We start from the raw sequence: 21,059 nt of genomic DNA on the forward strand, positions 1-21,059 counted from the left end.
TGGGCGGCGGCTCCTGCGTATTATGCATGCCGTTCCCCCCACAAGTGATGGAAATCCCATGTCGTCCCAGCGCCTGTCGCGTATTTGCCTGCCACTCAGCCTGCCACTCCTTGCCCTGCTTGTCGGTGGCTGCACCACCATCGTACCGGGAGTCCCGGCCGGCAGCACCGTCACCCTGGCGCTGCTGGAAACGACGGACCTGCACGGCAACGTCGCCAGTTATGATTATTACAAGCTGGCGCCGGATGCCTCGCTGGGGCTGGAGCGCACCGCCACGCTGATCCGCGCCGCCCGCGCCGAGTTCCCCAACAACGTCCTGCTGGACAATGGCGACACCATCCAGGGCACGGCGCTGTCCGACTACCAGGCCGTGGCGGCGCCGTTGCCGTGCGGCGAAACGCTGGCGATCTACAAGGTGTTCAATGCGCTGGGCTATGACGGCGCCGGTGTCGGCAACCACGATTTCAACTATGGCCTGGCCTACCTGAACCAGGTCACCGGCAGCCGTTTCGACGTCGACGGCGTCGATGCCGCCCGCCCCGCCTGCGCCGGTCCCACCTTTCCGCACGTGCTGGCCAACGTGGTCAGCGTCAAGTCCGGCCAGCCATTGTTCCGCCCTTATGCCATCATCGACAAGCCGGTCACGGCCACCGGCCCGGACGGCCAGCCGCTGCGCGCCACGATCAAGGTCGGCATCATCGGCTTCACCCCGCCGACGATCCTGACCTGGGACAAGCGCCACCTGGAAGGCAAGGTGAGGACCCTCGGCGTGCGCGAGGCGGCCGAGCGCTACATCCCCGAGATGCGCGCCAAAGGCGCCGACCTGGTGGTGGCGATCTCGCACGGCGGCCTGGATGACAGCGACTATTCGCCGACGCTGGAAAACGGCAGCTGGCACCTGGCCCGCGTGCCGGGCGTCGATGCGCTCTTGATCGGCCACTCGCACCAGGTATTCCCGAACGCGGCCAGCACGGTCGCGCAATTCAACCTGCCCGGCGTGGACAAGGCGAAAGGCACCGTGTACGGCGTGCCGACCGTGATGGCCAGCCTGTGGGGCAAGCATCTGGGCGTGATCGGTCTGCGCCTGACCCGCAAGGACGGGCGCTGGCTGGTCGACAAGGAGCGCACGACGGTGGAGGTGCGGCCGATCCAGCCCGCCGGCGGCCCTGCCGTGGCGGCCGATGGCGCCGTGCTGCCGCTGATCGAGTCCGAACACGCGGCGACGATCCGCTATGTGAAAACGCCGATCGGCGCCACCGACTTCCGCCTGTCCACCTATTTCGCCGACGTGGGCGACGTCAGCGCGATCCAGGTCGTCAACCAGGCGCAGGCCGCCTACCTGGCCGACTACGTCAAGGCCAACCTGCCGGCATATGCCGGGCTGCCGGTGCTGTCGCTGGCGTCGCCGTTCAAGACCGGCAGCGCCGGCGCCACCGACTTTACCGACGTGGCGGCGGGCCGCATCGCGCTCAACAACGCGGCCGATCTGTACCTGTACCCGAACTCGCTGGTCGGCGTGAAGGTGGACGGCGCGGTGCTGAAAGGCTGGCTGGAAAAAGCGGCGGGCCGGTTCAATACCATCGACCCGGCCCGGCCGGGCGAGCAGGAGCTCGTCAATACCTCGTTCGCCGGCTTCAACTTCGACATGCCGACCAGCGCCGAGCTGCGGTACGAGATCGACGTCACGCGGCCCGCCGGCCAGCGTATCGTCGACCTGCGCTGGCGCGGCGCCCCCGTCGCCCCGGCCCAGGAATTCCTGGTCGCGACCAATAATTACCGCGCCGCCGGTGGCGGCGCCTTCCCGGGCCTGGACGGCAGCCGCACGGTCGTCACGGCGCCGGACAACAATCGCGACGTGCTGATCGACTACATCAAGCGCGAACGCGAACTGCGCCGCGCCACGCACGGCGACGCGCGCAGCTGGCGTTTCAAGCGCGTCAAGACCGCCGGGCCGGTCGTGTTCCACTCGGCGCCCGGCAAGACCGCGCTGGCGCGCGAAGCGGGCATCGACAATGTACGCGAGCTGCGCTCGGATGACCGTGGCGGCAAGGGGCTGGCGGTGTATGCCATCGACTTGGGTCGCTGATCGCGGCGGTGCCATCGGCGGCATGCGGCGCGGTGCTGAAGGGCCGGGGTCGGACCCGCCGGGTCCGGCCCCGGCCCTTCACAGCCCTTCAGCAACGCAAACGTGACGGAATCACTTGGCGCACAAGCGACACCCGCCCGCCCAAGCGTGCTCGTCACTGCTATCATGGAACCCGCATAAAGGAGGACGCCACATGAAAGCTCTGGCTTGCGGCATCTGTTTCATCCTGGCTCAGCTGGCGTCCGGCCCGGCCCTCGCCGCCAAGGCACAGCCCAGCCAGCGCGCCGCCGAAAGCGACGTGGAAGCCCAACTGCTGGCCCTGGAAAAGCAGCGCGCGGACGCGATCGTAAGGCGCGACGCGCCCGCCCTGCGCGAGCTGATGGACCGCTACTACCGGCACGTGGAAAGCCGCGGCCGCGTGCGCAGCAAGACCGAGCTGCTGACGGCACTGGAGCGGGGCGACTTCCGTTTCACGACCTACGAGGTCGAAACGGCCGACGTGCAGCTGCTGCCGGGCGGCCAATCGGCCATCGTCGCGGGCGTGTTCCGCAGCCAGCAGAAGGGCGGCAAGCTGTTCCGGGGACGCTACGTGCACGTGTGGGTGCGCGAGCCGGACGGCTGGAAGAACACGTATCATCAGGGCACCGAGATCAAGCTCGCCAGCGAGCCGTCCGCTTGCAACTGAGCCGGCAGCTCACTCCGGCACGTGGATGCGCGCCTTGACGTGCTTCAGGTTGGCCACGATCGTAAACGTCATCACGACCAGCAGCGACCACGAACTCCATTTGCTGACGTGGACCACGGCCCAGGCGCCCAGCTGGTTCGGATAGCGCCACACGCCGAAGAACGTGCCCAGGTTTTCCGCCAGCCAGATGAAGAAGCCGATCAGCACGAAGGCCAGCAGCAGCGGCATGCGCCGGTCGCGGTCCAGCGGCCGGAAGATCACGGTGGTGCGGGCGTACAGGCCCAGCGCGCAGGCGGCCAGGTACCAGCGGTAGTCGCCGATGTAGTGGTGTGTGAAGAAATTCGCGTAGATCAGCAGCGCGATCAGCGCCGCCAGCGGGTAGGGCGGATGGTGGCGGATGCGCAGGTCGAACAGGCGCCAGGCCTGGATGATGTAGCTGCCCACCGCCGCGTACATGAAGCCGGCGAACAGCGGCACGCCGAACAGCTTGGTCAGCCCGGCATCCGGGTAGCTCCACGAGCCGATCGCGCCGGACGTCTTGAATACCTCCAGCGCGAAACCGACCACGTGGAACAGGCTGACGGCCTTCAGTTCGTCCCAGGTTTCCAGCCGGGTCGCTACCATGCCGCCCTGGATCGCCAGCGCGGCCAGCAGCAGCACGTCGTAGCGCGCGATGCCCAGCAGGCCGGCGCGCGGCACCAGGAACACGGCCGCGAAGAACAGCCCCACGAACAGGCAGGCGCGCGCCTCCTTGACGCCGAAGTACAGGAATTCGACCAGGGCGCGGCGCCAGCCGGCCAGCGCGCGCGGACGGGCGTCCGTCAGGTGGCTGTCGAGGGCCGCCAGCATCGGCGCTTCAGTGCGGGCGCTTCTGCTGCTGGACGAGGATGAACGGGCTGACGACGCAGGCCCACAAGCTGGCATCCGTCTCCAGCCAGCCTTGCGCCTGCTGGTCGGAGACCTTGGCGATCTGCCCCGCCGCCATCCACTGGCCGACGCTGGCCTTGTCGTCGTGGGCGACGCGCACGGCCACGTCCACCAGATCCAGCTCGTCGGCCACCCACACCACGTTGCCCGAGGCGAAATGGCGCATCAGCTCCGTCCACGGCAGGCGCGCCGTCTCGCGGTTCACTTTCTGGCGCAGTTCGGTGTCTTTGTCGGGATCGAGTTGCATGGGCTGGTTCGGCATGTGGTTCACGGTTGGGTTGTCTGTGGTGCGACGGGCAGCGGGATCGCTTCGACCAGCGGCTGCGGCGTGCCCCGCCATGTTAACCGATAGGCCGGCCCTTTGCGAACATTGCCGACCAGCGCGGGACGGAAACAGGCCAGGCAGGTGCCGCCCTCGTGGCGCACGCTGGGGTAGATGATGCCCGTCGAGCCGCCGGCCAGCAGCCGCTCGGCCAGCGCCTGCGACGCCACGTAGCTGGCCGGGTCGAGGCAATCGGCGAATTCGCTCAGGCCGCGGATGTCGTGGAAGCGCGCCGTGAAGTCGGCCTGCATGGCCTGGTAGGTCACGCTGTCTTCGAAGCGGTCGATCTCCGCGTACTCGACGGTCTTGTGGAACATCACCTCGGCCAGTGCCGTCTCCATCGCGAAGCCGCAGTACCACGCGCCGCGCTCGCCATCGTTGAAGCGGCTGCCCTCGGGGCGGGCGTAGGTATAGGCTGCGTTGACGATGCGGTAGTTCGGCACGGCGAACAGCAGCTCGTCGATGCCGATGCCGGGCGTGCCGCCGTGCTCGGACAGCAGGCGCGCATTGGTGGCGTTGTCGAGTTCGAACAGGTCGCGCAGCTCGGCATCGCTGTCGGCCAGCGGCGCGAGCACGGAATCTTCGACGTCGGCAAAGCGGGAGGGAATCAGGCGGCAGGTATCGAACTGGCGCAGCAGCCGCAGCGGTGGAGTCGGCAGGGTGTCGGGCAATTACAGGCCCCCACGCCGCGCATCGAGCAGTTTGCGCACGGTTTGCATCGACAGCAGGCCGCCCGCCAGCATGTAGGCAAGCGGCGTGCGGCCACCGAAGATGAGGTTCCGGTTGGGCAGGCTGACCCACTCGTCGGCCAGCTTGTCGCCGTAGATGATGTGCAGGGTTTTATAAATGCCGAGCAGGTAGGAGATGCGCGTGATGCGGTCCACCTCCAGCACCCGGTCCGGGTTCTTCTTCCATTCGTAGAACGCGCTGCTGGACAGGCCGCCCAGCAGCTCGCGCGCATCGTCGTCCCGCAGCTTCCAGGCCGCGGCCAGCTTGAAAAAACCCTTCAATGCGGACTTCGACAGCCGTTCGCGTTCTTCGCGGGCATTCAGGTCGACAGGGTTCTGGGGCAGGTAGCGACTTTTCGGATAGGCGTAGGCGGAATACATAGATCCTCCATATATGGTGACTTTATACTCCGCATCCGGATTGAACGCAAGCTTTTTTCATTGCACCAAACCAACCTCGACTGTAGGCGGGCCGGGAACGGGGCTGTGCGAATCCGTCTGACAGGGCTGGCCGGTCTTGACCGGCAGGCGTAAGATTACCTCAACCAAAGGTTACTTTTGACCAGACTTTGCCTGAAAGGAGCCGCGATGAGGACCAAGTACCGCCTGGCATTGCCAGCCGCCGCGCTGCTGAGCGCTTGCGCCCAACTGCCCCCGGGCGACAATGCCGAGCTGACACGGCAGGTCACCGAAACGGAAAAAGCGTTTGCCGCCACGATGGCGCGGCGCGACTTCGCGGCATTCCAGACTTTTCTTGCGGAGGAGGCGATTTTCGACGGCGGGCGCGAGCCGCTGCGCGGCAAGGCCGCCGTGGCAGCCGCCTGGAAACGCTACTTCGAGGGCGGGCAAGCACCGTTCTCGTGGGAGCCGGACCGGGTGGTGGTGCTGGCGTCGGGCACCTTGGCGCAGTCGGGCGGGCCGGTGCGCGACCCGCAGGGCAAGCTGACGGCGCGCTTCAATTCGATCTGGCGGCAGGAAGCGCCGGGGCAATGGCGCATCGTGTTCGACAAGGGGGAGCCGGTGTGCGATTGTAAATAACCCCCCCGATCGGCGCCTGTCCCCGGCGTCGACGATTGCAGCGCTGTTCAGCAGGCCTCGGCGTGCTCCACCATCAGCTGCACCCGGGTGGTGCCGTTGTATTCGTTGGCATCGAGCCGGAACGCGACGCGGGCGCGGTCGCCCAGCGCATCGGTGCGGCCGAACCAGATGGCGTCGTAGCGGGCGCCGTTCTTTTCCAGCAGCAGCTTCAGATGGCGCTCCTTCAGGATGCGCTGGCTGACCACGCGGAACTCGTCGCAGAACACGGGCGGCGCGAAGCCCTGGCCCCAGACGATGCCGTCGATCAGCTCGATGAACTGGGTCGAGTAGTACGCATCCTCCAGCGGACCGTCCGTCTCGATCACCCGCTCCAGCTGCTGTTCGCTGAGCCAGGAGCGGCCGACGGTCTCGAACGCGTCGGCAAAGGCGTCGAAGGCCTCGGGGCGGATCGACAGGCCCGCCGCCATCGCGTGGCCGCCGAACTTGTCGATCAGGCTGGGCGCCCTTTTCGACACCAGGTCGAGCGCGTCGCGCAGGTGGAAGCCGGCGATCGAGCGCCCCGAGCCCTTGATCCAGCCGTCGCCGGCGGGGGCGAATGTGATCGTGGGACGGTAGAACTTTTCCTTCAGGCGCGAGGCGACGATGCCGATCACGCCCTGGTGCCAGGACTGGTCGAACACGGCGATCGTGGTGCTGTCGGCCGGCTCGAAGGCGTCCAGGTGCAGCAGCGCCGTATCCTGCATCTCCGCCTCGATCTCGCGCCGCTTGATGTTGATCTCGTTGAGCTGCTGCGCCAGCGCCCAGGCCCGTTCCTCGTCGTCCGTGACCAGGCATTCGATCCCCAGCGACATGTCCTGCAGGCGGCCCGCCGCGTTCAGGCGCGGACCCAGCGCGAAGCCCAGGTCGAACGGCGTGGCGCTGCGCGCCTGCCGCCCGGCCACGCGGAACAGCGCCGCCACGCCCGCGTGCATGCGACCCGCGCGCATGCGCTTCAGGCCCTGGGCGACGAGGATGCGGTTGTTGGCGTCCAGCTTGACGACGTCCGCCACCGTGCCCAGCGCCACCAGGTCCAGCAGGTTGTCCAGCTTCGGCTGGGTGGACTGGTCGAACACGCCGCGCCGGCGCAGCTCGGCGCGCAGCGCCAGCAGCACGTAAAACACCACGCCGACCCCGGCCAGGTTCTTGGACGGGAAGCCGCACTCCGGCTGGTTCGGGTTGACGATGACGCGCGCGTCCGGCAGGCGCTCGCCCGGCAGGTGGTGGTCGGTGACGACGACCTCGATGCCGCGCCGGCTCGCCTCGGCCACGCCCTCGATGCTGGCGATGCCGTTGTCGACGGTGATGATGATGTCCGGATTCTTCTCGCGCGCCGTCAGTGCGACGATTTCCGGCGTCAGCCCGTAGCCGTATTCGAAGCGGTTCGGCACGATGAAGTCGACCGTGGCGCCCATCGCGCGCAGGCCGCGCAGCGCGGTGGCGCAGGCGGTGGCGCCGTCGCAGTCGTAGTCCGCCACGATGACCATGCGCTTGTTGGCGGCGATGGCGTCCGCCAGGAACGCGGCCGCCCGGTCGATGTGCAGCAGGCCGGATGGCAGGATCAGCGCGCCCAGCTCGGACGACAGCTCCTTCGGATCGGTCAGCCCGCGCGCGGCGAACAGGCGCGCCAGCACGGGGTGGATGCCGCCCTGGCGCAGCATTTCCGCTTCGCGGAACGGGCAGGGGCGGGTGGTGATGCGGGTCATGGTGAATCCAGGTGAAGGTGAAGCGGTGCCTCAGGTCAGTAGCGCGCTCAGGTTGACGGGGCGCCAGAAACGGTACTGCGCCATTTTACTCGTGCGGGTCTGCAGCCAGCCGTCGCGGTGGGTCAGCACCAGCTCGACTTCGCCGACGCTGCCGGCCCGCTGCGCCGCCAGCAGCGGTGCGAACCAGTCCTGCTCGAGGCGGGCCATGGCCTCCAGCCACAGGCCCCAGTCCTCGGCCAGGCCGGATGCCAGCGCGGCGCCGGCCACGAGCACGTCGCCCGCGCGCAGTTGCGCCGGGGTGGCGGCACGGTGCCCGGGCGCGGCCAGGCGTGCCAGCCAGTCCGGCGCGGCCGCCGTGGCCAGGCTGTTGGCGGCCGGCCGGCGCGTCGCGTCGGCACCGCCCCACAGCCAGAACGAGTTGACCGGCGGCTGGCCGCGGGCCTGCCGCGCCGCGTTCAGCGGATGGGCGAACCACAGCATCTGCACCTCGTTCTGCAGGCGGCGGAAGGCGCGCGCCATGTCGCCGCGTGGCATCCAGGCGTGCAGGTTGTCGCCGTACGCGGCGTCGGGCGACGCCGTGTCCAGGCCGGCCCAGGCGTCCGCGCGCAGGAACCAGTTGTGCGCGTCGGCGTACACCAGCTCGTGGCCGTCGTCGGTAAACAGCGGCAGCACCGCCTCGAACAGCGTGCGCGATTCCTCTTCCGCCAGCTGCAGCTGGCGTGGGTCGGACATCTGCAGGTGGCTGCCCACGTGGATCGCCACCGGATGGACGAGGAACCAGTGGCCGGCTTGCGGCGCCATGCCATGGCCCGCCATCACGGCCGGCGCCACCGGCGCGCCGGCATCGGCCGCCGTGGGCGCGCCCGCCAGGCCGAGCGCGTGCGCGACCCAGGCTTCGTGCGGCAGCACGCGGCTGTCCGCTTCGAAGGGGTGATATGCCTGGGCAGCGGGGCGCGACAGCAGCGCCGCCAGCGCGGGCGCCTGCAGGGCGCGGATCAGGTCGGGCGCCATCGGCGCGGGTGGCAAGGCGAACGGAACGAGGAGGGTGGCGGCAGGCATCCCGCCATTGTACGGTTTTTCAGCCCCAAGCCTCAACCACGGCCCTGGCGTCGATGTATGTTGGCCGGGTCACGCATGAATGGTGTTTCCCTCCATGAAATGCTGTTTATATGGCAAACTGCGCACTTTCGCGATCGAAACACGTCCGCCCCATGAGCTTTTCCCGTAACCTGCCGTTCGAATGGCTGGTCGGCCTGCGCTACACGCGCGCCGGCAAGCGCAGCGGCCGCAACAGCTTCATCTCGTTCATCTCCGCCATCTCGATGGCCGGTATCGGCCTGGGCGTGGCCGCGCTGATCATCGTCCTGTCCGTCTACAACGGCTTCCAGAAGGAGGTCACGGCGCGCATGCTGTCCGTGCTGGGCCACGTGGAGATCTACCAGATGGGCGGTCCCATGACGGACTGGCGCGCCACCGCGCGCGCGGCGCTGAAGAATCCCGAAGTGCGCGGCGCCGCGCCGTTCGTCGAGACGCAGGCCCTGCTGGCGCACGGCGGCGACGTGCTGCGCCCGGCCGTCATCCGCGGCATCCTGCCGGACGAAGAGCCCAAGGTGTCGGACGTGGTGCGCCAGGTGCGCGAGGGCAGTTTCGCCGACCTGAAGCCGGGTGCCTTCAACATCGTGCTGGGCGTCGAGCTGGCCAAGGCGCTGGAAGTGAAGGTGGGCGGCAAGGTGGCGATGGCGCTGGCCGAGGGCGGCGGCCTGGCCGGCGGCGCGCCCGGCATGCGCACGTTCACCGTCGTCGGCATTTTCGAGGCCGGCCACAACGAATTCGATTCCGCGCTGGCCTACGTCCATCTCGAGGACGGCGAGCAGCTCCTGAGGCTGGCCGGCCCGTTCGGCCTGCGCCTGAAGGTGCGCGACATGCAGCAGGCGCTTGACGTGGCGCAGCAGCTGAAAGGCTCGATGCCGGGCGAACTGCTGATCCGCGACTGGTCGAAGCTGAACACCACCTGGTTCGCCGCCGTGCAGACGCAGAAGCACATGATGTTCGTGATCCTGACCCTGATCATCGCCGTGGCCGCGTTCAACCTGGTCGCCACGCTGGTCATGACGGTGACGGACAAGCAGGCCGACATCGCCATCCTGCGCACCCTGGGCGCCTCGCCGCGCTCCATCATGAAGGTCTTCATGATCCAGGGCGCGCTGGTCGGCGTGCTGGGCACCATGCTGGGCGTGGCCGGCGGCGTCGCGATCGCCCTGAACGTGGACGTGATCGTGCCGGCCATCGAGGCCGTATTGGGCGTGAAATTCCTGGCCAAGGACATCTATTTCATCAGCGCCGTGCCGTCCGACCTGCGCTGGCCGGACGTGGCCGCGATCGGCGCCACCGCCGTCGGCCTGGCCCTGCTGGCCACCATCTACCCCAGCTGGTGGGCCGCGCGCGTGAAGCCGGCCGACGCGCTGCGCTACGAATGACAAGAAGACAAACGAGAACACCAAGGACCGATCCATGTTGAAGAATCTGCCGTTCGAGTGGCTGGTGGGCCTGCGCTACACGCGGGCCGGCAAGCGCAGCGGCCGCAACAGCTTTATCTCGTTCATCTCGCTCATTTCCACGGCCGGCATCGCGCTGGGGGTGGCGGCGCTGATCATCGTGCTGTCCGTGATGAACGGCTTCCAGAAGGACGTCACCGGGCGCATGCTGTCGGTGCTGGCGCACGTCGAGGTGTTCGATACCCAGGCCGGCATGCCGGACTGGCAGGAACAGGCCAGGGTGGCGCTGCGCCATCCGGAAGTGCGCGGCGCCGCGCCGTTCTCGGAAACCCAGGCGGGCCTGATGCATGGCGGCGAGGCCCTGCGCCCGGCCATCGTGCGCGGCGTGCTGCCCGAACAGGAGCCGCAGGTCTCCGAAGTGGCCAGCCACGTCAAGCTGGGCAGCTTCGCCGACCTCAAGCCGGGCGAATTCAATATCGTGCTGGGCGTGGACCTGGCGCGCGCACTGGGCGCCAACCTGGGCGAGAAGGTGACGATGGTGCTGCCGCAGGGGACCGTGACGCCGGCCGGCCTGGTGCCGCGCATGCGCTCGTTCACGGTGGTCGGCATCTTCGCCGCGCAGCACCAGGAGTTCGACGCCGGCATGGCCTTCATCCACCTGCAGGACGCGCAGCGCATGCTGCGCATGCCGGCGCCGTCCGGCCTGCGCCTGCGCCTGGCGGACATGCACCGCGCGCCCCAGGTGGCCGAAGAACTGAAAAAGCTGATGCCGGCCCACGTCACGGTGCGCGACTGGTCCAAGCTGAACGCCAACTGGTTCGCCGCGGTGCAGACGGAAAAGCGCATGATGTTCATCATCCTGACCCTGATCGTGGCGGTGGCGGCGTTCAACCTGGTCTCCACCCTGGTGATGACGGTCACGGACAAGCAGCCCGACATCGCCATCCTGCGCACCCTGGGCGCCTCGCCGCGCTCGATCATGAAGATCTTCGTGATCCAGGGCGCGCTGGTGGGCCTGTTGGGCACCGCGCTGGGCGTGGGCGGCGGCGTGCTGGTGGCGCTGAACATCGACGTCATCGTGCCGTTCATCGAGCAGCTGTTCGGCGTCCAGTTCCTGTCCAAGGACATCTATTACATCAACACCGTGCCGTCCGACATGCGCTGGCCGGACGTGACCACGATCGGCATCGTCTCCGTGTTGCTGGCGTTCGCCGCCACCATCTACCCCAGCTGGTGGGCCGCGCGCGTGAAGCCGGCCGAGGCGCTGCGCTACGAATGATCCAACCCTTATGACCACCATGAACATGAACCATGACGCCGTCCTGTCCTGCCGCAACCTGGGCAAGACCTTCACCCAGGGCAGCTACCAGGTCGACGTCCTGCGCGGCATCGATTTCGCCGTGCACCGCGGCGAGCGCGTCGCCATCGTCGGCGCCTCCGGCTCCGGCAAGTCCACCTTGCTGCACCTGCTGGGCGGCCTCGATACACCCACCGCGGGCAACGTCACCTTGCGCGGCAAGGATTTCGCCACCCTGTCGGAAGCGGCGCGCGGCGACCTGCGCAACGAGGCGCTGGGCTTCGTCTACCAGTTCCACCACCTGCTGCCGGAATTCTCGGCGCTGGACAACGTGGCGATGCCGCTGATGATCCGCCGCATGCCGCGCGCGGCGGCGCAGGAGCAGGCGCGCCAGATGCTCGAGCGCGTCAACCTGGGCAAGCGCGTCACGCACGTGCCGGGCGAGCTGTCCGGCGGCGAACGCCAGCGCGTGGCGCTGGCGCGCGCGCTGGTCACGCAGCCGGCTTGCGTGCTGGCCGACGAACCCACGGGGAACCTGGACCACGCGACGGCCGAACAGATCTTCGATCTGATGCTGGAGCTGTCGCGCACCCTGGGCACGGCCTTCGTCATCGTCACGCACGACCCGGAACTGGCGCGGCGCTGCGACCGCATGCTGCGCATGACGGACGAAGGCCTGCGGCCCGCCTGAAGGGAGTTTTTTCATGTGGATCGACACGCACTGTCACCTGGACGCCCGCGAGTTCGGCGGCGAATCGCTGCGCGTGGCCGCGGATGCGGCGGCGCGGGGCGTGTCGATGATCGTCATCCCCACCGTGACGGTCGACAATTTCGCTGCCGTGGCGCAGTTGGGTGCCGCGGCGCCGAACGCCTGCTACGCCTTGGGCATTCATCCGATCTGCGTGCCGCAGGCGAGCGAGAACGACCTGGCCACGATGCGCGCGTGCGTGGCGGCGGCCATGGCCGACCCGAATTTCGTCGCCATCGGCGAAGTAGGGCTGGACTTCTTCCTGCCGCACCTGGCCGAGCCGGCCATGCGCGAAAAGCAGGTCTACTTCTTCCGCGAGCAATTGAAAATCGCGCGCGAATACGGCCTGCCGATCCTGACCCACGTGCGCAAGTCGCAGGACCAGGTGCTCAAGCACGTGCGCCAAATTCCACCAGCCGGCGGCATCGCGCACGCGTTCAACGGCAGCTTCCAGCAGGCGCAGGGCTATATCGAGGTGGGCTTCAAGCTGGGCTTCGGCGGCAACCTGACCTTTACGCGGGCCTTGCAGATCCGGCGGCTGGCCGAGCAGTTGCCGCTGTCGTCCATCGTGATGGAGACGGATGCGCCGGACATCGCCCCACAGTGGCTGCATCCCGGGGTCAATACGCCGGACCAGGTGCCGGCGATCGGGGCCGTGCTGGCCGAATTGCGTGGGGTGGCGGTGGAGGAGGTTCGTGCCGTGACCACGGCGAACGCGCGGGCGGTGTTGCCGCGCCTGGGGTCTGTCCCCAACGGGGACTGACCCCGAAGTTGACGTCTCGGGTCGGCCACCAACTCCAGGGTCATGGTGCTGGCCTGCACGCCAGCACCGCTGCGGGGACAGACCCTTTGGACCCTAGCGCACGAACGCCGGTCGCTTCGGATCGAACGTCCAGCCCGGGAAGAAGTACTGCATGGCCACCGCATCGTTGCGTGCGCCCAGGCCCATGCTGCGATACAGCTCATGGGCCGCTTCCACCGCCGTCATGTCCAGCTCCACGCCCAAGCCCGGGCTGGTGGGCACGTCCACCTTGCCCTGCCTGATCCGCAGGGGATTGCTGGTCAGGTACTGGCCGTCCTGCCAGATCCAGTGCGTGTCGATCGCCGTGATGTTGCCCGGGGCGGCGGCGGCCACGTGGGTGAACATCGCCAGCGACACGTCGAAGTGGTTGTTCGAATGCGAGCCCCACGTCAGGCCCCATTCCTTGCACAGCTGCGCCACGCGCACGGAGCCCTGCATCGTCCAGAAGTGCGGGTCGGCCAGCGGGATGTCGACCGATTGCAGGGCGATCGCGTGACCCAGCTCGCGCCAGTCGGTGGCGATCATGTTGGTCGCCGTCGGCAGGCCGGTGGCGCGGCGGAATTCCGCCATCACTTCGCGGCCGGAATAGCCGTTCTCGGCGCCGCACGGGTCCTCGGCATAGGCCAGCACGTGGTGCTGGTCGCGGCATAGCCGGATCGCATCCTTCAGCAGCCAGCCGCCGTTCGGGTCGAGCGTCACGCGCGCCTCGGGGAAGCGTTCCGCCAGCGCCGTCACGGCCGCGATTTCCTCCTCGCCGCGCAGCACGCCGCCTTTCAGCTTGAAGTCCCTGAAGCCGTAGCGTGCATACGCCGCTTCGGCCAGCCTGACGACCGCTTCCGGCGTCATCGCTTTTTCGTGACGCAGGCGCAGCCAGTCGTCGGCTTCATCGGGCGCGCTGTGGTAGGGCAGGTCGGTGGCGCCGCGGTCGCCCACGTAGAACAGGTAGCCCAGCATCTCGACCTGTGAGCGCTGCTGGCCGTCGCCCAGCAGCGCGCAGACCGGCACCTCGAGGAACTTGCCCAGCAGGTCCAGCAGCGCCGCTTCCAGCGCCGTCACCGCATGGATCGCCACGCGCAGGTCGAAGGTCTGGTTGCCGCGGCCGCCCGCGTCGCGCTCGGCGAATGCGGCCCGTACCTTGTTCAGGATGGCCTGGTAATTGCCGATCGGCTGGCCGACGACCAGCATGCGCGCATCCTCCAGCGTGGTGCGGATCGCCTCGCCGCCGGGCACTTCGCCCACGCCGGTGTTCCCCGCGCTGTCCGTCAGGATCACCAGGTTGCGCGTGAAATAGGGGCCATGTGCGCCCGACAGGTTCAGCAGCATGCTGTCGCGGCCGGCGACAGGGATGACGCGCAGCGCGGTGATCGTTGGCGCGCGCGAGGCGGATTGGTTCATGGTGTCTCCTGATCGAAATGATAGAAAATGACGTGTTACGCTCAAAAGCCGCGCAAGCGCCCCGTTCCGGATGTTAGCCTAACATTGCGTGGCGACGCAACGCAAAAATATATTTCCTTCCTTAGCAGCAATATTGTAGGCTAAACCGTTGATTAATCGCGGGTTTGCGCGCGATCCGGGGATTTGCAGTTTCATCGAAGTCATGCTTATACTGTGATAAACAGCGATGACAGAAAATGATATGTCATCGCAAAGAAAACAAGATCCGACCCATCGGACCCCACCATGCATCGACCAGGAGACGTTATGCCAACGCAGCAATTGAAGCAGCCGGCCGCCCGGCCCGACCCGCGACCCGCCCGCCCCACCCGCGTACGGTGGAGCATCCTCGCCATCCTCTTCATCGTCACGACGATCAACTACGCCGACCGCGCCACGATCTCGATCGCCGGGCCGGAACTGAAAAAGCTGCTGGGCCTCTCCGCGGTCGAAATGGGCTATGTGTTCTCGGCTTTCGGCTGGTCCTACGTGCTGGCCCAGTTGCCGGGTGGCTGGCTGCTGGACCGCTTCGGCTCGAAGATCACCTACTTCTTCAGCATCTTCCTGTGGTCGCTGTTCACACTGCTGATGGGCGGCGTGGGCTTTTTCACGGGCGGCGCCGCGGTGGCGGCGCTGTTCTGCCTGCGCCTGCTGGTGGGCGCGGCGGAAGCGCCTTCCTTCCCTGGCAACAGCCGCATCACGTCGGCCTGGTTTCCCACCAATGAGCGGGGCCGCGCCGCCGCCATTTTCAACTCGGCGCAGTATTTCGCCACCGTGCTGTTCGCACCCCTGATGGGATGGCTGGTGCACAGCTACGGCTGGCAGAGCGTGTTCTACGTGATGGGCGCACTGGGTATCGGCATGTCGCTGTTCTGGCTGCGCTGGGTGCATGGCCCGCGCCAGCACCCGCGCGTCAACGCGGCCGAACTGGCCTACCTGGAAGAGGGCGGGGCGCTGCTGGACATCGAGAATACGCAGCGCGCCGCCGCGCGCATCGAGACGGGCCCCATCATCCGCCAACTGCTGGGCAGCCGCATGCTGCTGGGCGTGTACGTCGGCCAGTACTGCATCACGACCTTGACTTACTTCTTCCTCACGTGGTTCCCCGTCTACCTGGTGCAGGAACGCGGCATGACGATCCTGAAGGCGGGCTTCGTGGCCGCGCTGCCGGCTGTTGCCGGCTTCCTGGGCGGAATCCTGGGCGGCATGATCTCGGACCGCATGCTGCAGCACGGCGCCTCGCTGTCGCTGGCGCGCAAGACCCCGATCGTGGGCGGCATGCTGCTGGCGATGAGCATGATCGTCTGTAACTACGTCGAGCAGGACTGGGTCGTCGTGGCCGTGATGTCGCTGGCGTTCTTTGGCAAGGGCGTCGGCGCGCTGGGTTGGGCGGTCGTGTCGGATACGTCGCCGAAGGAAGCCGGGGGCCTGAGCGGCGGCTTGTTCAACACCTTCGGCAATACCGCCGCCATCACGACGCCGATCGCCATCGGCTACATCCTCGAGGCCACCGGCTCGTTCGCCGGCGCGCTGGTGTTCGTCGGCGCCAATGCGCTGGTGGCGATCCTGTGCTACCTGTTCGTCGTGGGCGACATCCGCCGCTTCGAATTCCGGCAGCCGTGAGGTCAGGCGCGTCGGGTAGAATCGTCGTTTCGCCAGACCGCAACGACCATGGACCCACAGCAGAGCGACGAGCCCCACATCACCAGCGCGACCCTGAACGACGTCGCACGTGTCGCCGGCGTTTCGCCGATCACGGTGTCGCGCGCGCTGAACCAGCCGCACCTGGTGCGGCCCGGTACCCTGGCGAAGATCCAGGCCGCGGTGCGCGAGACCGGCTATGCGCGCAGCCGGCCGGCACCAGCGGCGGCCGACCGCAGCAAGCTGGTGGCGCTGATCCTGCCCACCGTCGCCAATCCGATCTTCGCCGACATGGTGCAGGCGGCCAGCGACAAGCTGACCGAAGGCGGCTACCAGCTGATGCTGGGCCTGGCCGGCTACGAGCTGTGGCGCGAGGAGATCCTGGTCGAGACGGTGCTGAGCCGGCGACCCGATGGCCTGATCGTCACGGGCACGCTGCATTCCGATAACACGCGGCGTCGCCTGGAGGGCGCAGGCATCCCCATCGTCGAGACCTGGGACATGACGCCGCATCCGATCGACATGCTGGTGGGCTTCTCGCACGAAGCGGTCGGGCACACGGTGGCGGCGCGCATGGTCGAAAAGGGCTACCGCCGCATCGCCATCCTGACCGCCAACGACCCGCGCGCCGCGCGCCGCAACCTGGGCCTGCAGGCGGCGCTGGCACGCCAGGGCCTGAACGTGGTGGCGATCGAAACGGTACCGGTGCCGGCCAGCCTGCAACTGGGGCGCGAGGGCTGCGCGCGGCTGCTGGGAGCGCACGCGGACATCGAACTGATCGTCTGCAGTTCCGACACCCTGGCGCAAGGCGCCATGACGGAAGCGGCCAGCCGTGGCCTGCGCGTGCCGGACCAATTGGCGGTGCTGGGGTTCGGCGACCTCAATTTCGCCGCCCATACCTACCCGCCGATGTCCAGCGTGAAGGTGGACGGCGTCGCCATCGGCGCCCTGGCGGCCCAGGCCATTCTCGAGCGGCTGGGTGCCGCGCCAGGACGCCTGCCGAAGGTGACGGATACCGGATTCCAGCTGATCGAGCGGGGGAGTACCTGAGTCAAGGCGCAAGCGCGGGCATCTGAGCCAGCGCAAGCGCACCGGCCGCCGCCCGGCCTATCGTGACAGCCTCGGCGCGCGGGCGCCACCGACAGGGGCAGGCATGCGCGGTGCAATCCTCGGCTTCGTGGGCGGTAGCGCGTTGCTGCAACTGCAGTCTGCGCTGCCCGGTACGGCCATGCTGGCATGCGCGGCGCTGCTGTGTTGCGCGACGCTCGCATTGCAGTGGCGTCGGACCGGAACGTCCGGTTCGCTGCTGCGCATCGCCGCTGGCACCTTGGCGGGGTTCTGCTGGGCCGCCATCGTCGCGGCTCGAGCGCTTGCGCCAGCCCTGGCGCCGCAAGACGAAGGCCGCGATGCGACCGTCATCGGCACCATCGACAGCCTGCGGGCCCCCAGTCAGGGCAGCACCCGCTTTCACTTCGCGCTGGAAGATGTCCTGGCGCCCGCCAAGATGGCGATACCGCCGCGCATTGCGCTGTCCTGGTACGGCAGCGACGGCAGCCCGACGCGGGCCGTGCGCCCGGGCGAGCGCTGGCAACTCAAGGTGCGGCTGCAGCGGCCGCACGGCAACGCCAACCCGGGCGGCTTCGATTACGAGCTGTGGCTGCTGGAGCAGGGCGTGCGTGCCACGGGCTACGTCCGCAGCGAAGGTCCGAACCGGCGACTGGCCGCGTTCGTGCCGACGCCGCACAACTTCGTGCAGCGCTCGCGCGACCGGTTGCGCGAGCGTATCCTGGCCGCGCTGGCGGACCGGCCGTACGCCGGCGTCATCGTCGCGCTCGTGGTCGGCGACCAGCGCGGCATCGGGCAGGCCGACTGGCAGGTATTCACCCGCACCGGCATCGGCCACCTGGTGTCGATCTCCGGCCTGCACATCACGATGATTGCTGGCCTGGTGGCCGGTATCGCATCCTGGCTGTGGCGCCGGTCCTTCCTGATGCCCACCCTGCAGCTGCCCCTGCGCCTGCCGGCGCAGAAGGTGGCCGCGCTGGCCGGCATGCTGGCGGCCCTGGGCTACGTGCTGCTGGCCGGCTTCGGCGTGCCGGCGCAGCGCACCCTGTACATGCTGGGCGTCGTCGCGCTGGCGCTGTGGACAGGTCGCTTGCCGGGCGTAACGCACGTGCTGGCACTGGCGGCCGGCGTCGTCGTGCTGCTCGATCCATGGGCCGTGATGTGGCCGGGGTTCTGGCTGTCGTTCGGCGCCGTGGCGCTGATCCTGTACGCGACCGTGGGGCGCACCGCCGTCTACAAGCAGGCACCGGCCGCCGACGCGCCGCCTGACCAGACCCGGCGCGGCCGTCCATTGACGCGGCGCCAGCGGCTGATGCAGGCCCTGCACGGCGCCGCGCTGACGCAGTATGCGGTGACGCTCGGGCTGGTGCCGCTGACGATGCTGCTGTTCGCCCAGGTCTCCGTAGTCAGCCCGTTGGCCAATGCCATCGCGATCCCGGTCGTCAGCCTGCTGGTGACGCCGCTGGCCCTGGCGGGCGGCGTGCTGCCCGAGCCGCTTGCCACGCCGCTGCTCCTGACGGCACATGCGGTCGTCGAACTGCTGGCGGCGCTGCTGCGCTGGCTCAGCGCCGGCCGCCTGGCCGTGTGGGCGGCACCGGCGCCGGCGTGGTGGACCTTCGCGCTGGCCCTGGCCGGCACCTGCTGGCTGCTGGCCCCGCGCGGCTGGCCCAATCGCTGGCTGGGCCTGGCGACCTGGGTGCCGCTGCTGGCCGCCCAGCCGGACGCGCCGGCAGCGGGCACGCTGCGCATCGTCGCTTTCGACGTGGGTCAGGGCATGGCCGTGCTGGTCGAAACGTCCGGCCACCGCCTGCTGTACGACACCGGGCCGGCCTACGGTCCCGATGCCGACGCGGGCAGCCGCGTCATCGTTCCCTACCTGCGCTGGCGCGGCATCGAGCGGCTCGACGGCGTCATCGTCAGCCATGGCGACACCGACCACGTGGGCGGCGCGCTGTCGCTGCTGCGCGCGGTGCCCGCCGGCTGGCTGCTGTCGTCGCTGGCGCCGGCCCATCCGGTCGTGCAGGCAGCGCCGCGCCAGGTGCCATGCGCCGCGGGCCAGGGCTGGACCTGGGACGGCATCCGCTTCGACGTGCTGCATCCGACAGCGGCCAGCCACGCCGACGGTACGATCAAGTCGAACGCGCGCAGCTGCGTCCTGCGCATCGGCGCGCCCGGCGGGACGGTGCTGCTGGCCGGCGACATCGAGGCGGCGCAGGAAACCGAATTGCTGGCGCGTGGCGCGCGGCTGCGGGCCGACGTGCTGCTGGCGCCGCACCACGGCAGCGGCACCTCGTCCACGCCGGCGTTCCTGGCCGCCGTGCGGCCGCGTGTGGCCGTCTTCCAGGTGGGCTACCGCAACCGTTACCGGCATCCGAAAGCCGCGGTGTACGAGCGCTATGGGGCGCTGGGCGTGGAGCGGGTGCGGACGGACGAGGCGGGGGCCGTGACGCTATTGCTGGACGGGGCCGTCGGCATGACAGCCCAGCGGCAGGCCCAGCCCCGCTATTGGCACGCCCGCTGACGCCACCCATTAGAATACCCCCACCAAACTTTCCCCCGCATTGCCCCTACAATCGCCTGCATGACAAAACCGAAACTGCATTTTTCGCACGCCAACAGCTACCCGGCCGGCACCTACCGCCAGCTGTTCGAGCTGCTGGCGGCCGACTTCGAGGTCGGCGCCCTCGACATGCACGGCCATAACCCACACTATCCGGTGGGGGATGGCTGGCACCGCCTGGTCGACGAATTGATCGATGAGCTGGAGCGCCGCTACCGGGGCGAGCCCGTGATCCTGGTCGGCCATTCGCTGGGCGGGATGCTCAGCCTGATGGCGGCGGCACGGCGGCCGGAACTGGCGCGCTGCGTCGTCATGCTGGACTCGCCCGTGGTGGCGGGCTGGCGCGCCACCGTCTGGCGCGTGGCCAAGGCCATGGGGCTGGGCGAGCGGCTGTCGCCGGCACGGCTGTCCGTCAAGCGGCGCGACTGCTGGCCCAGCGTGGAGGACGCCATGCGCCACTTCGCCAGCAAGGAGCTGTTCGCGGCCTGGGCGCCCGGCGTGTTGCAGGATTACCTGGACGCCGGCCTGGAGCCGTGCGCGGACGGCGTGCGCCTGCGCTTTACCCGGGAAGGCGAAACCGCCGTCTATCAATCGCTGCCGCACCATATCGGCAAGCTGGTGGCGCGCGGGCTGCCGGTACCGGCCGGCTACCTGGCCGGCGTCGCATCCGAGGAGAACCGCATGGCCGGGCTGGAGGCCACGCGCGCGCTGGTCGGCCGGCACCTGCGCATGATGCCGGGCGGGCACCTGTTCCCGATGGAGGCGCCGGCGCTGACGGCGCAAGCGATCCGCGCGATGATCGCCGAGCTGCTGGCGTCTAAAATTGTCGAAAGATCGGCCTCGATCGCGTAAAATCGCTGCCATCCGGCCGCGGCCATTCCTGGCGCGGCCTTTCGGCAAACGATACGATTGAACAGCAGATGACGATTAAAAGCGATAAATGGATCCGCAAGATGGCGGAACAACACGGCATGATCGAGCCCTTCGAACCGGGCCAGATCCGGGCCGAGGCGGGCCGCAAGGTGATCTCGTACGGCACTTCGTCGTATGGCTACGACATCCGCTGCGCCGACGAATTCAAGGTCTTCACCAACATCAACAGCACGATCGTCGATCCGAAGAACTTCGATTCGAACTCGTTCGTGGACGTCAAGAGCGACGTCTGCATCATCCCGCCCAACTCGTTCGCGCTGGCGCGCACCATCGAGTACTTCCGCATCCCGCGCAACGTGCTGACCGTCTGCCTGGGCAAGTCGACCTATGCGCGCTGCGGCATCATCGTCAACGTGACGCCGTTCGAACCGGAATGGGAAGGCTACGTGACCCTGGAGTTCTCCAACACGACGCCGCTGCCGGCCAAGATCTACGCCGGCGAGGGCTGCGCCCAGGTGCTGTTCTTCGAAAGCGACGAGATCTGCGAGACGTCCTACAAGGACCGCAACGGCAAGTATCAGGGCCAGCACGGCGTGACCTTGCCGAAGGCCTGATT

The 21,059-nt window shown here is 68.3% G+C and carries 19 protein-coding genes; 12 read left to right on the top strand and 7 right to left on the bottom strand.

Going from position 1 to position 21,059, the window contains the following annotated elements:
• The first annotated feature begins 58 nt into the window (after positions 1-58).
• Both E7V67_012200 and E7V67_012205 read left to right on the top strand, forming a co-directional pair.
• A complete protein-coding gene (locus E7V67_012200) occupies positions 59-2,086 on the top strand; it encodes a bifunctional 2',3'-cyclic-nucleotide 2'-phosphodiesterase/3'-nucleotidase (GenBank protein WUR15828.1) in 2,028 nt (675 codons plus the stop codon).
• A 193-nt stretch (positions 2,087-2,279) separates the two neighbouring features.
• Positions 2,280-2,771 (top strand): nuclear transport factor 2 family protein, encoded by a 492-nt coding sequence (locus E7V67_012205; GenBank protein ID WUR15829.1) that lies wholly within the window; start codon positions 2,280-2,282, stop codon positions 2,769-2,771.
• A gap of 9 nt (positions 2,772-2,780) precedes the next feature.
• Here the strand turns inward: E7V67_012205 and E7V67_012210 are convergent, their stop codons facing one another.
• From E7V67_012210 to E7V67_012225, 4 genes are read right to left on the bottom strand one after another with little or no spacing between them, the layout of a single operon-like run.
• Positions 2,781-3,620, bottom strand: coding sequence for a DUF817 domain-containing protein (locus E7V67_012210; protein WUR15830.1), 840 nt, complete (start codon positions 3,618-3,620; stop codon positions 2,781-2,783).
• A 7-nt stretch (positions 3,621-3,627) separates the two neighbouring features.
• Positions 3,628-3,945: a DUF2288 domain-containing protein gene (locus E7V67_012215; protein WUR15831.1), complete on the bottom strand. Its 318-nt coding sequence runs from the start codon at positions 3,943-3,945 to the stop codon at positions 3,628-3,630.
• A gap of 20 nt (positions 3,946-3,965) precedes the next feature.
• Complete coding sequence (locus E7V67_012220; GenBank protein WUR15832.1) at positions 3,966-4,691, bottom strand: RES family NAD+ phosphorylase; 726 nt, start codon at positions 4,689-4,691, stop codon at positions 3,966-3,968.
• Positions 4,692-5,129: an MbcA/ParS/Xre antitoxin family protein gene (locus E7V67_012225; GenBank protein WUR15833.1), complete on the bottom strand. Its 438-nt coding sequence runs from the start codon at positions 5,127-5,129 to the stop codon at positions 4,692-4,694.
• Between the two features lie 207 nt (positions 5,130-5,336).
• On the opposite strand from E7V67_012225, the gene E7V67_012230 reads away from it, so the two are divergent.
• Positions 5,337-5,786: a nuclear transport factor 2 family protein gene (locus E7V67_012230; protein ID WUR15834.1), complete on the top strand. Its 450-nt coding sequence runs from the start codon at positions 5,337-5,339 to the stop codon at positions 5,784-5,786.
• Positions 5,787-5,833: 47 nt separating this feature from the next.
• Here the strand turns inward: E7V67_012230 and recJ are convergent, their stop codons facing one another.
• The gene (recJ, locus tag E7V67_012235; GenBank protein WUR15835.1) at positions 5,834-7,528 is read right to left on the bottom strand and encodes a single-stranded-DNA-specific exonuclease RecJ; all 1,695 of its coding nucleotides are present in this window, start codon (positions 7,526-7,528) and stop codon (positions 5,834-5,836) included.
• 30 nt (positions 7,529-7,558) lie between these two features.
• The gene (locus tag E7V67_012240; GenBank protein ID WUR15836.1) at positions 7,559-8,587 is read right to left on the bottom strand and encodes a hypothetical protein; all 1,029 of its coding nucleotides are present in this window, start codon (positions 8,585-8,587) and stop codon (positions 7,559-7,561) included.
• A 152-nt stretch (positions 8,588-8,739) separates the two neighbouring features.
• Here E7V67_012240 and E7V67_012245 point away from each other — a divergent pair, with 152 nt between their 5' ends.
• Genes E7V67_012245 through E7V67_012260 form a run of 4 tightly spaced genes read left to right on the top strand, consistent with a single transcriptional unit; the run spans position 8,740 to position 12,831 of the window.
• Entirely contained in the window at positions 8,740-10,005 is a 1,266-nt protein-coding gene (locus E7V67_012245; protein WUR15837.1) for a lipoprotein-releasing ABC transporter permease subunit, read from the top strand.
• A 34-nt stretch (positions 10,006-10,039) separates the two neighbouring features.
• Complete coding sequence (locus E7V67_012250) at positions 10,040-11,302, top strand: lipoprotein-releasing ABC transporter permease subunit (protein ID WUR15838.1); 1,263 nt, start codon at positions 10,040-10,042, stop codon at positions 11,300-11,302.
• Between the two features lie 10 nt (positions 11,303-11,312).
• Complete coding sequence (gene lolD / locus E7V67_012255) at positions 11,313-12,011, top strand: lipoprotein-releasing ABC transporter ATP-binding protein LolD (GenBank protein ID WUR15839.1); 699 nt, start codon at positions 11,313-11,315, stop codon at positions 12,009-12,011.
• A gap of 13 nt (positions 12,012-12,024) precedes the next feature.
• Positions 12,025-12,831: a TatD family hydrolase gene (locus tag E7V67_012260; GenBank protein ID WUR15840.1), complete on the top strand. Its 807-nt coding sequence runs from the start codon at positions 12,025-12,027 to the stop codon at positions 12,829-12,831.
• A gap of 93 nt (positions 12,832-12,924) precedes the next feature.
• Here E7V67_012260 and gudD read toward each other — a convergent pair whose 3' ends face one another.
• Complete coding sequence (gene gudD / locus E7V67_012265) at positions 12,925-14,265, bottom strand: glucarate dehydratase (protein ID WUR15841.1); 1,341 nt, start codon at positions 14,263-14,265, stop codon at positions 12,925-12,927.
• Positions 14,266-14,571: 306 nt separating this feature from the next.
• Here gudD and E7V67_012270 point away from each other — a divergent pair, with 306 nt between their 5' ends.
• The 5 genes from E7V67_012270 to dcd all read left to right on the top strand — a co-directional run bounded on the left by E7V67_012270 (position 14,572) and on the right by dcd (position 21,057).
• Complete coding sequence (locus E7V67_012270; GenBank protein WUR15842.1) at positions 14,572-15,927, top strand: MFS transporter; 1,356 nt, start codon at positions 14,572-14,574, stop codon at positions 15,925-15,927.
• A gap of 48 nt (positions 15,928-15,975) precedes the next feature.
• Entirely contained in the window at positions 15,976-16,995 is a 1,020-nt protein-coding gene (locus E7V67_012275; protein ID WUR15843.1) for a LacI family DNA-binding transcriptional regulator, read from the top strand.
• Positions 16,996-17,098: 103 nt separating this feature from the next.
• Positions 17,099-19,531: a DNA internalization-related competence protein ComEC/Rec2 gene (locus tag E7V67_012280; protein ID WUR15844.1), complete on the top strand. Its 2,433-nt coding sequence runs from the start codon at positions 17,099-17,101 to the stop codon at positions 19,529-19,531.
• A 60-nt stretch (positions 19,532-19,591) separates the two neighbouring features.
• Entirely contained in the window at positions 19,592-20,422 is an 831-nt protein-coding gene (locus E7V67_012285; GenBank protein ID WUR15845.1) for an alpha/beta hydrolase, read from the top strand.
• Between the two features lie 68 nt (positions 20,423-20,490).
• The gene (gene dcd / locus E7V67_012290) at positions 20,491-21,057 is read left to right on the top strand and encodes a dCTP deaminase (GenBank protein WUR15846.1); all 567 of its coding nucleotides are present in this window, start codon (positions 20,491-20,493) and stop codon (positions 21,055-21,057) included.
• Positions 21,058-21,059: the final 2 nt, after the last annotated feature.

The sequence above is a fragment of the [Empedobacter] haloabium genome, assembly GCA_008011715.2.
Taxonomy (GTDB): domain Bacteria; phylum Pseudomonadota; class Gammaproteobacteria; order Burkholderiales; family Burkholderiaceae_D; genus Rugamonas; species Rugamonas haloabia.

What these genes read in the sequence shown, in the direction of transcription:
- E7V67_012230 (WUR15834.1), top strand. Translation starts at nt 5,337, where the DNA reads ATGAGGACCAAGTACCGCCTGGCATTGCCAGCCGCCGCGCTGCTGAGC.
- E7V67_012285 (WUR15845.1), top strand. Translation starts at nt 19,592, where the DNA reads ATGACAAAACCGAAACTGCATTTTTCGCACGCCAACAGCTACCCGGCC.
- E7V67_012240 (WUR15836.1), bottom strand. Translation starts at nt 8,587, where the DNA reads ATGCCTGCCGCCACCCTCCTCGTTCCGTTCGCCTTGCCACCCGCGCCG.
- E7V67_012205 (WUR15829.1), top strand. Translation starts at nt 2,280, where the DNA reads ATGAAAGCTCTGGCTTGCGGCATCTGTTTCATCCTGGCTCAGCTGGCG.
- dcd (WUR15846.1), top strand. Translation starts at nt 20,491, where the DNA reads ATGACGATTAAAAGCGATAAATGGATCCGCAAGATGGCGGAACAACAC.
- E7V67_012245 (WUR15837.1), top strand. Translation starts at nt 8,740, where the DNA reads ATGAGCTTTTCCCGTAACCTGCCGTTCGAATGGCTGGTCGGCCTGCGC.
- E7V67_012280 (WUR15844.1), top strand. Translation starts at nt 17,099, where the DNA reads ATGCGCGGTGCAATCCTCGGCTTCGTGGGCGGTAGCGCGTTGCTGCAA.
- E7V67_012225 (WUR15833.1), bottom strand. Translation starts at nt 5,129, where the DNA reads ATGTATTCCGCCTACGCCTATCCGAAAAGTCGCTACCTGCCCCAGAAC.
- recJ (WUR15835.1), bottom strand. Translation starts at nt 7,528, where the DNA reads ATGACCCGCATCACCACCCGCCCCTGCCCGTTCCGCGAAGCGGAAATG.
- lolD (WUR15839.1), top strand. Translation starts at nt 11,313, where the DNA reads ATGACCACCATGAACATGAACCATGACGCCGTCCTGTCCTGCCGCAAC.
- E7V67_012275 (WUR15843.1), top strand. Translation starts at nt 15,976, where the DNA reads ATGGACCCACAGCAGAGCGACGAGCCCCACATCACCAGCGCGACCCTG.
- E7V67_012210 (WUR15830.1), bottom strand. Translation starts at nt 3,620, where the DNA reads ATGCTGGCGGCCCTCGACAGCCACCTGACGGACGCCCGTCCGCGCGCG.
- E7V67_012200 (WUR15828.1), top strand. Translation starts at nt 59, where the DNA reads ATGTCGTCCCAGCGCCTGTCGCGTATTTGCCTGCCACTCAGCCTGCCA.
- E7V67_012250 (WUR15838.1), top strand. Translation starts at nt 10,040, where the DNA reads ATGTTGAAGAATCTGCCGTTCGAGTGGCTGGTGGGCCTGCGCTACACG.
- E7V67_012215 (WUR15831.1), bottom strand. Translation starts at nt 3,945, where the DNA reads ATGCAACTCGATCCCGACAAAGACACCGAACTGCGCCAGAAAGTGAAC.
- gudD (WUR15841.1), bottom strand. Translation starts at nt 14,265, where the DNA reads ATGAACCAATCCGCCTCGCGCGCGCCAACGATCACCGCGCTGCGCGTC.
- E7V67_012270 (WUR15842.1), top strand. Translation starts at nt 14,572, where the DNA reads ATGCCAACGCAGCAATTGAAGCAGCCGGCCGCCCGGCCCGACCCGCGA.
- E7V67_012260 (WUR15840.1), top strand. Translation starts at nt 12,025, where the DNA reads ATGTGGATCGACACGCACTGTCACCTGGACGCCCGCGAGTTCGGCGGC.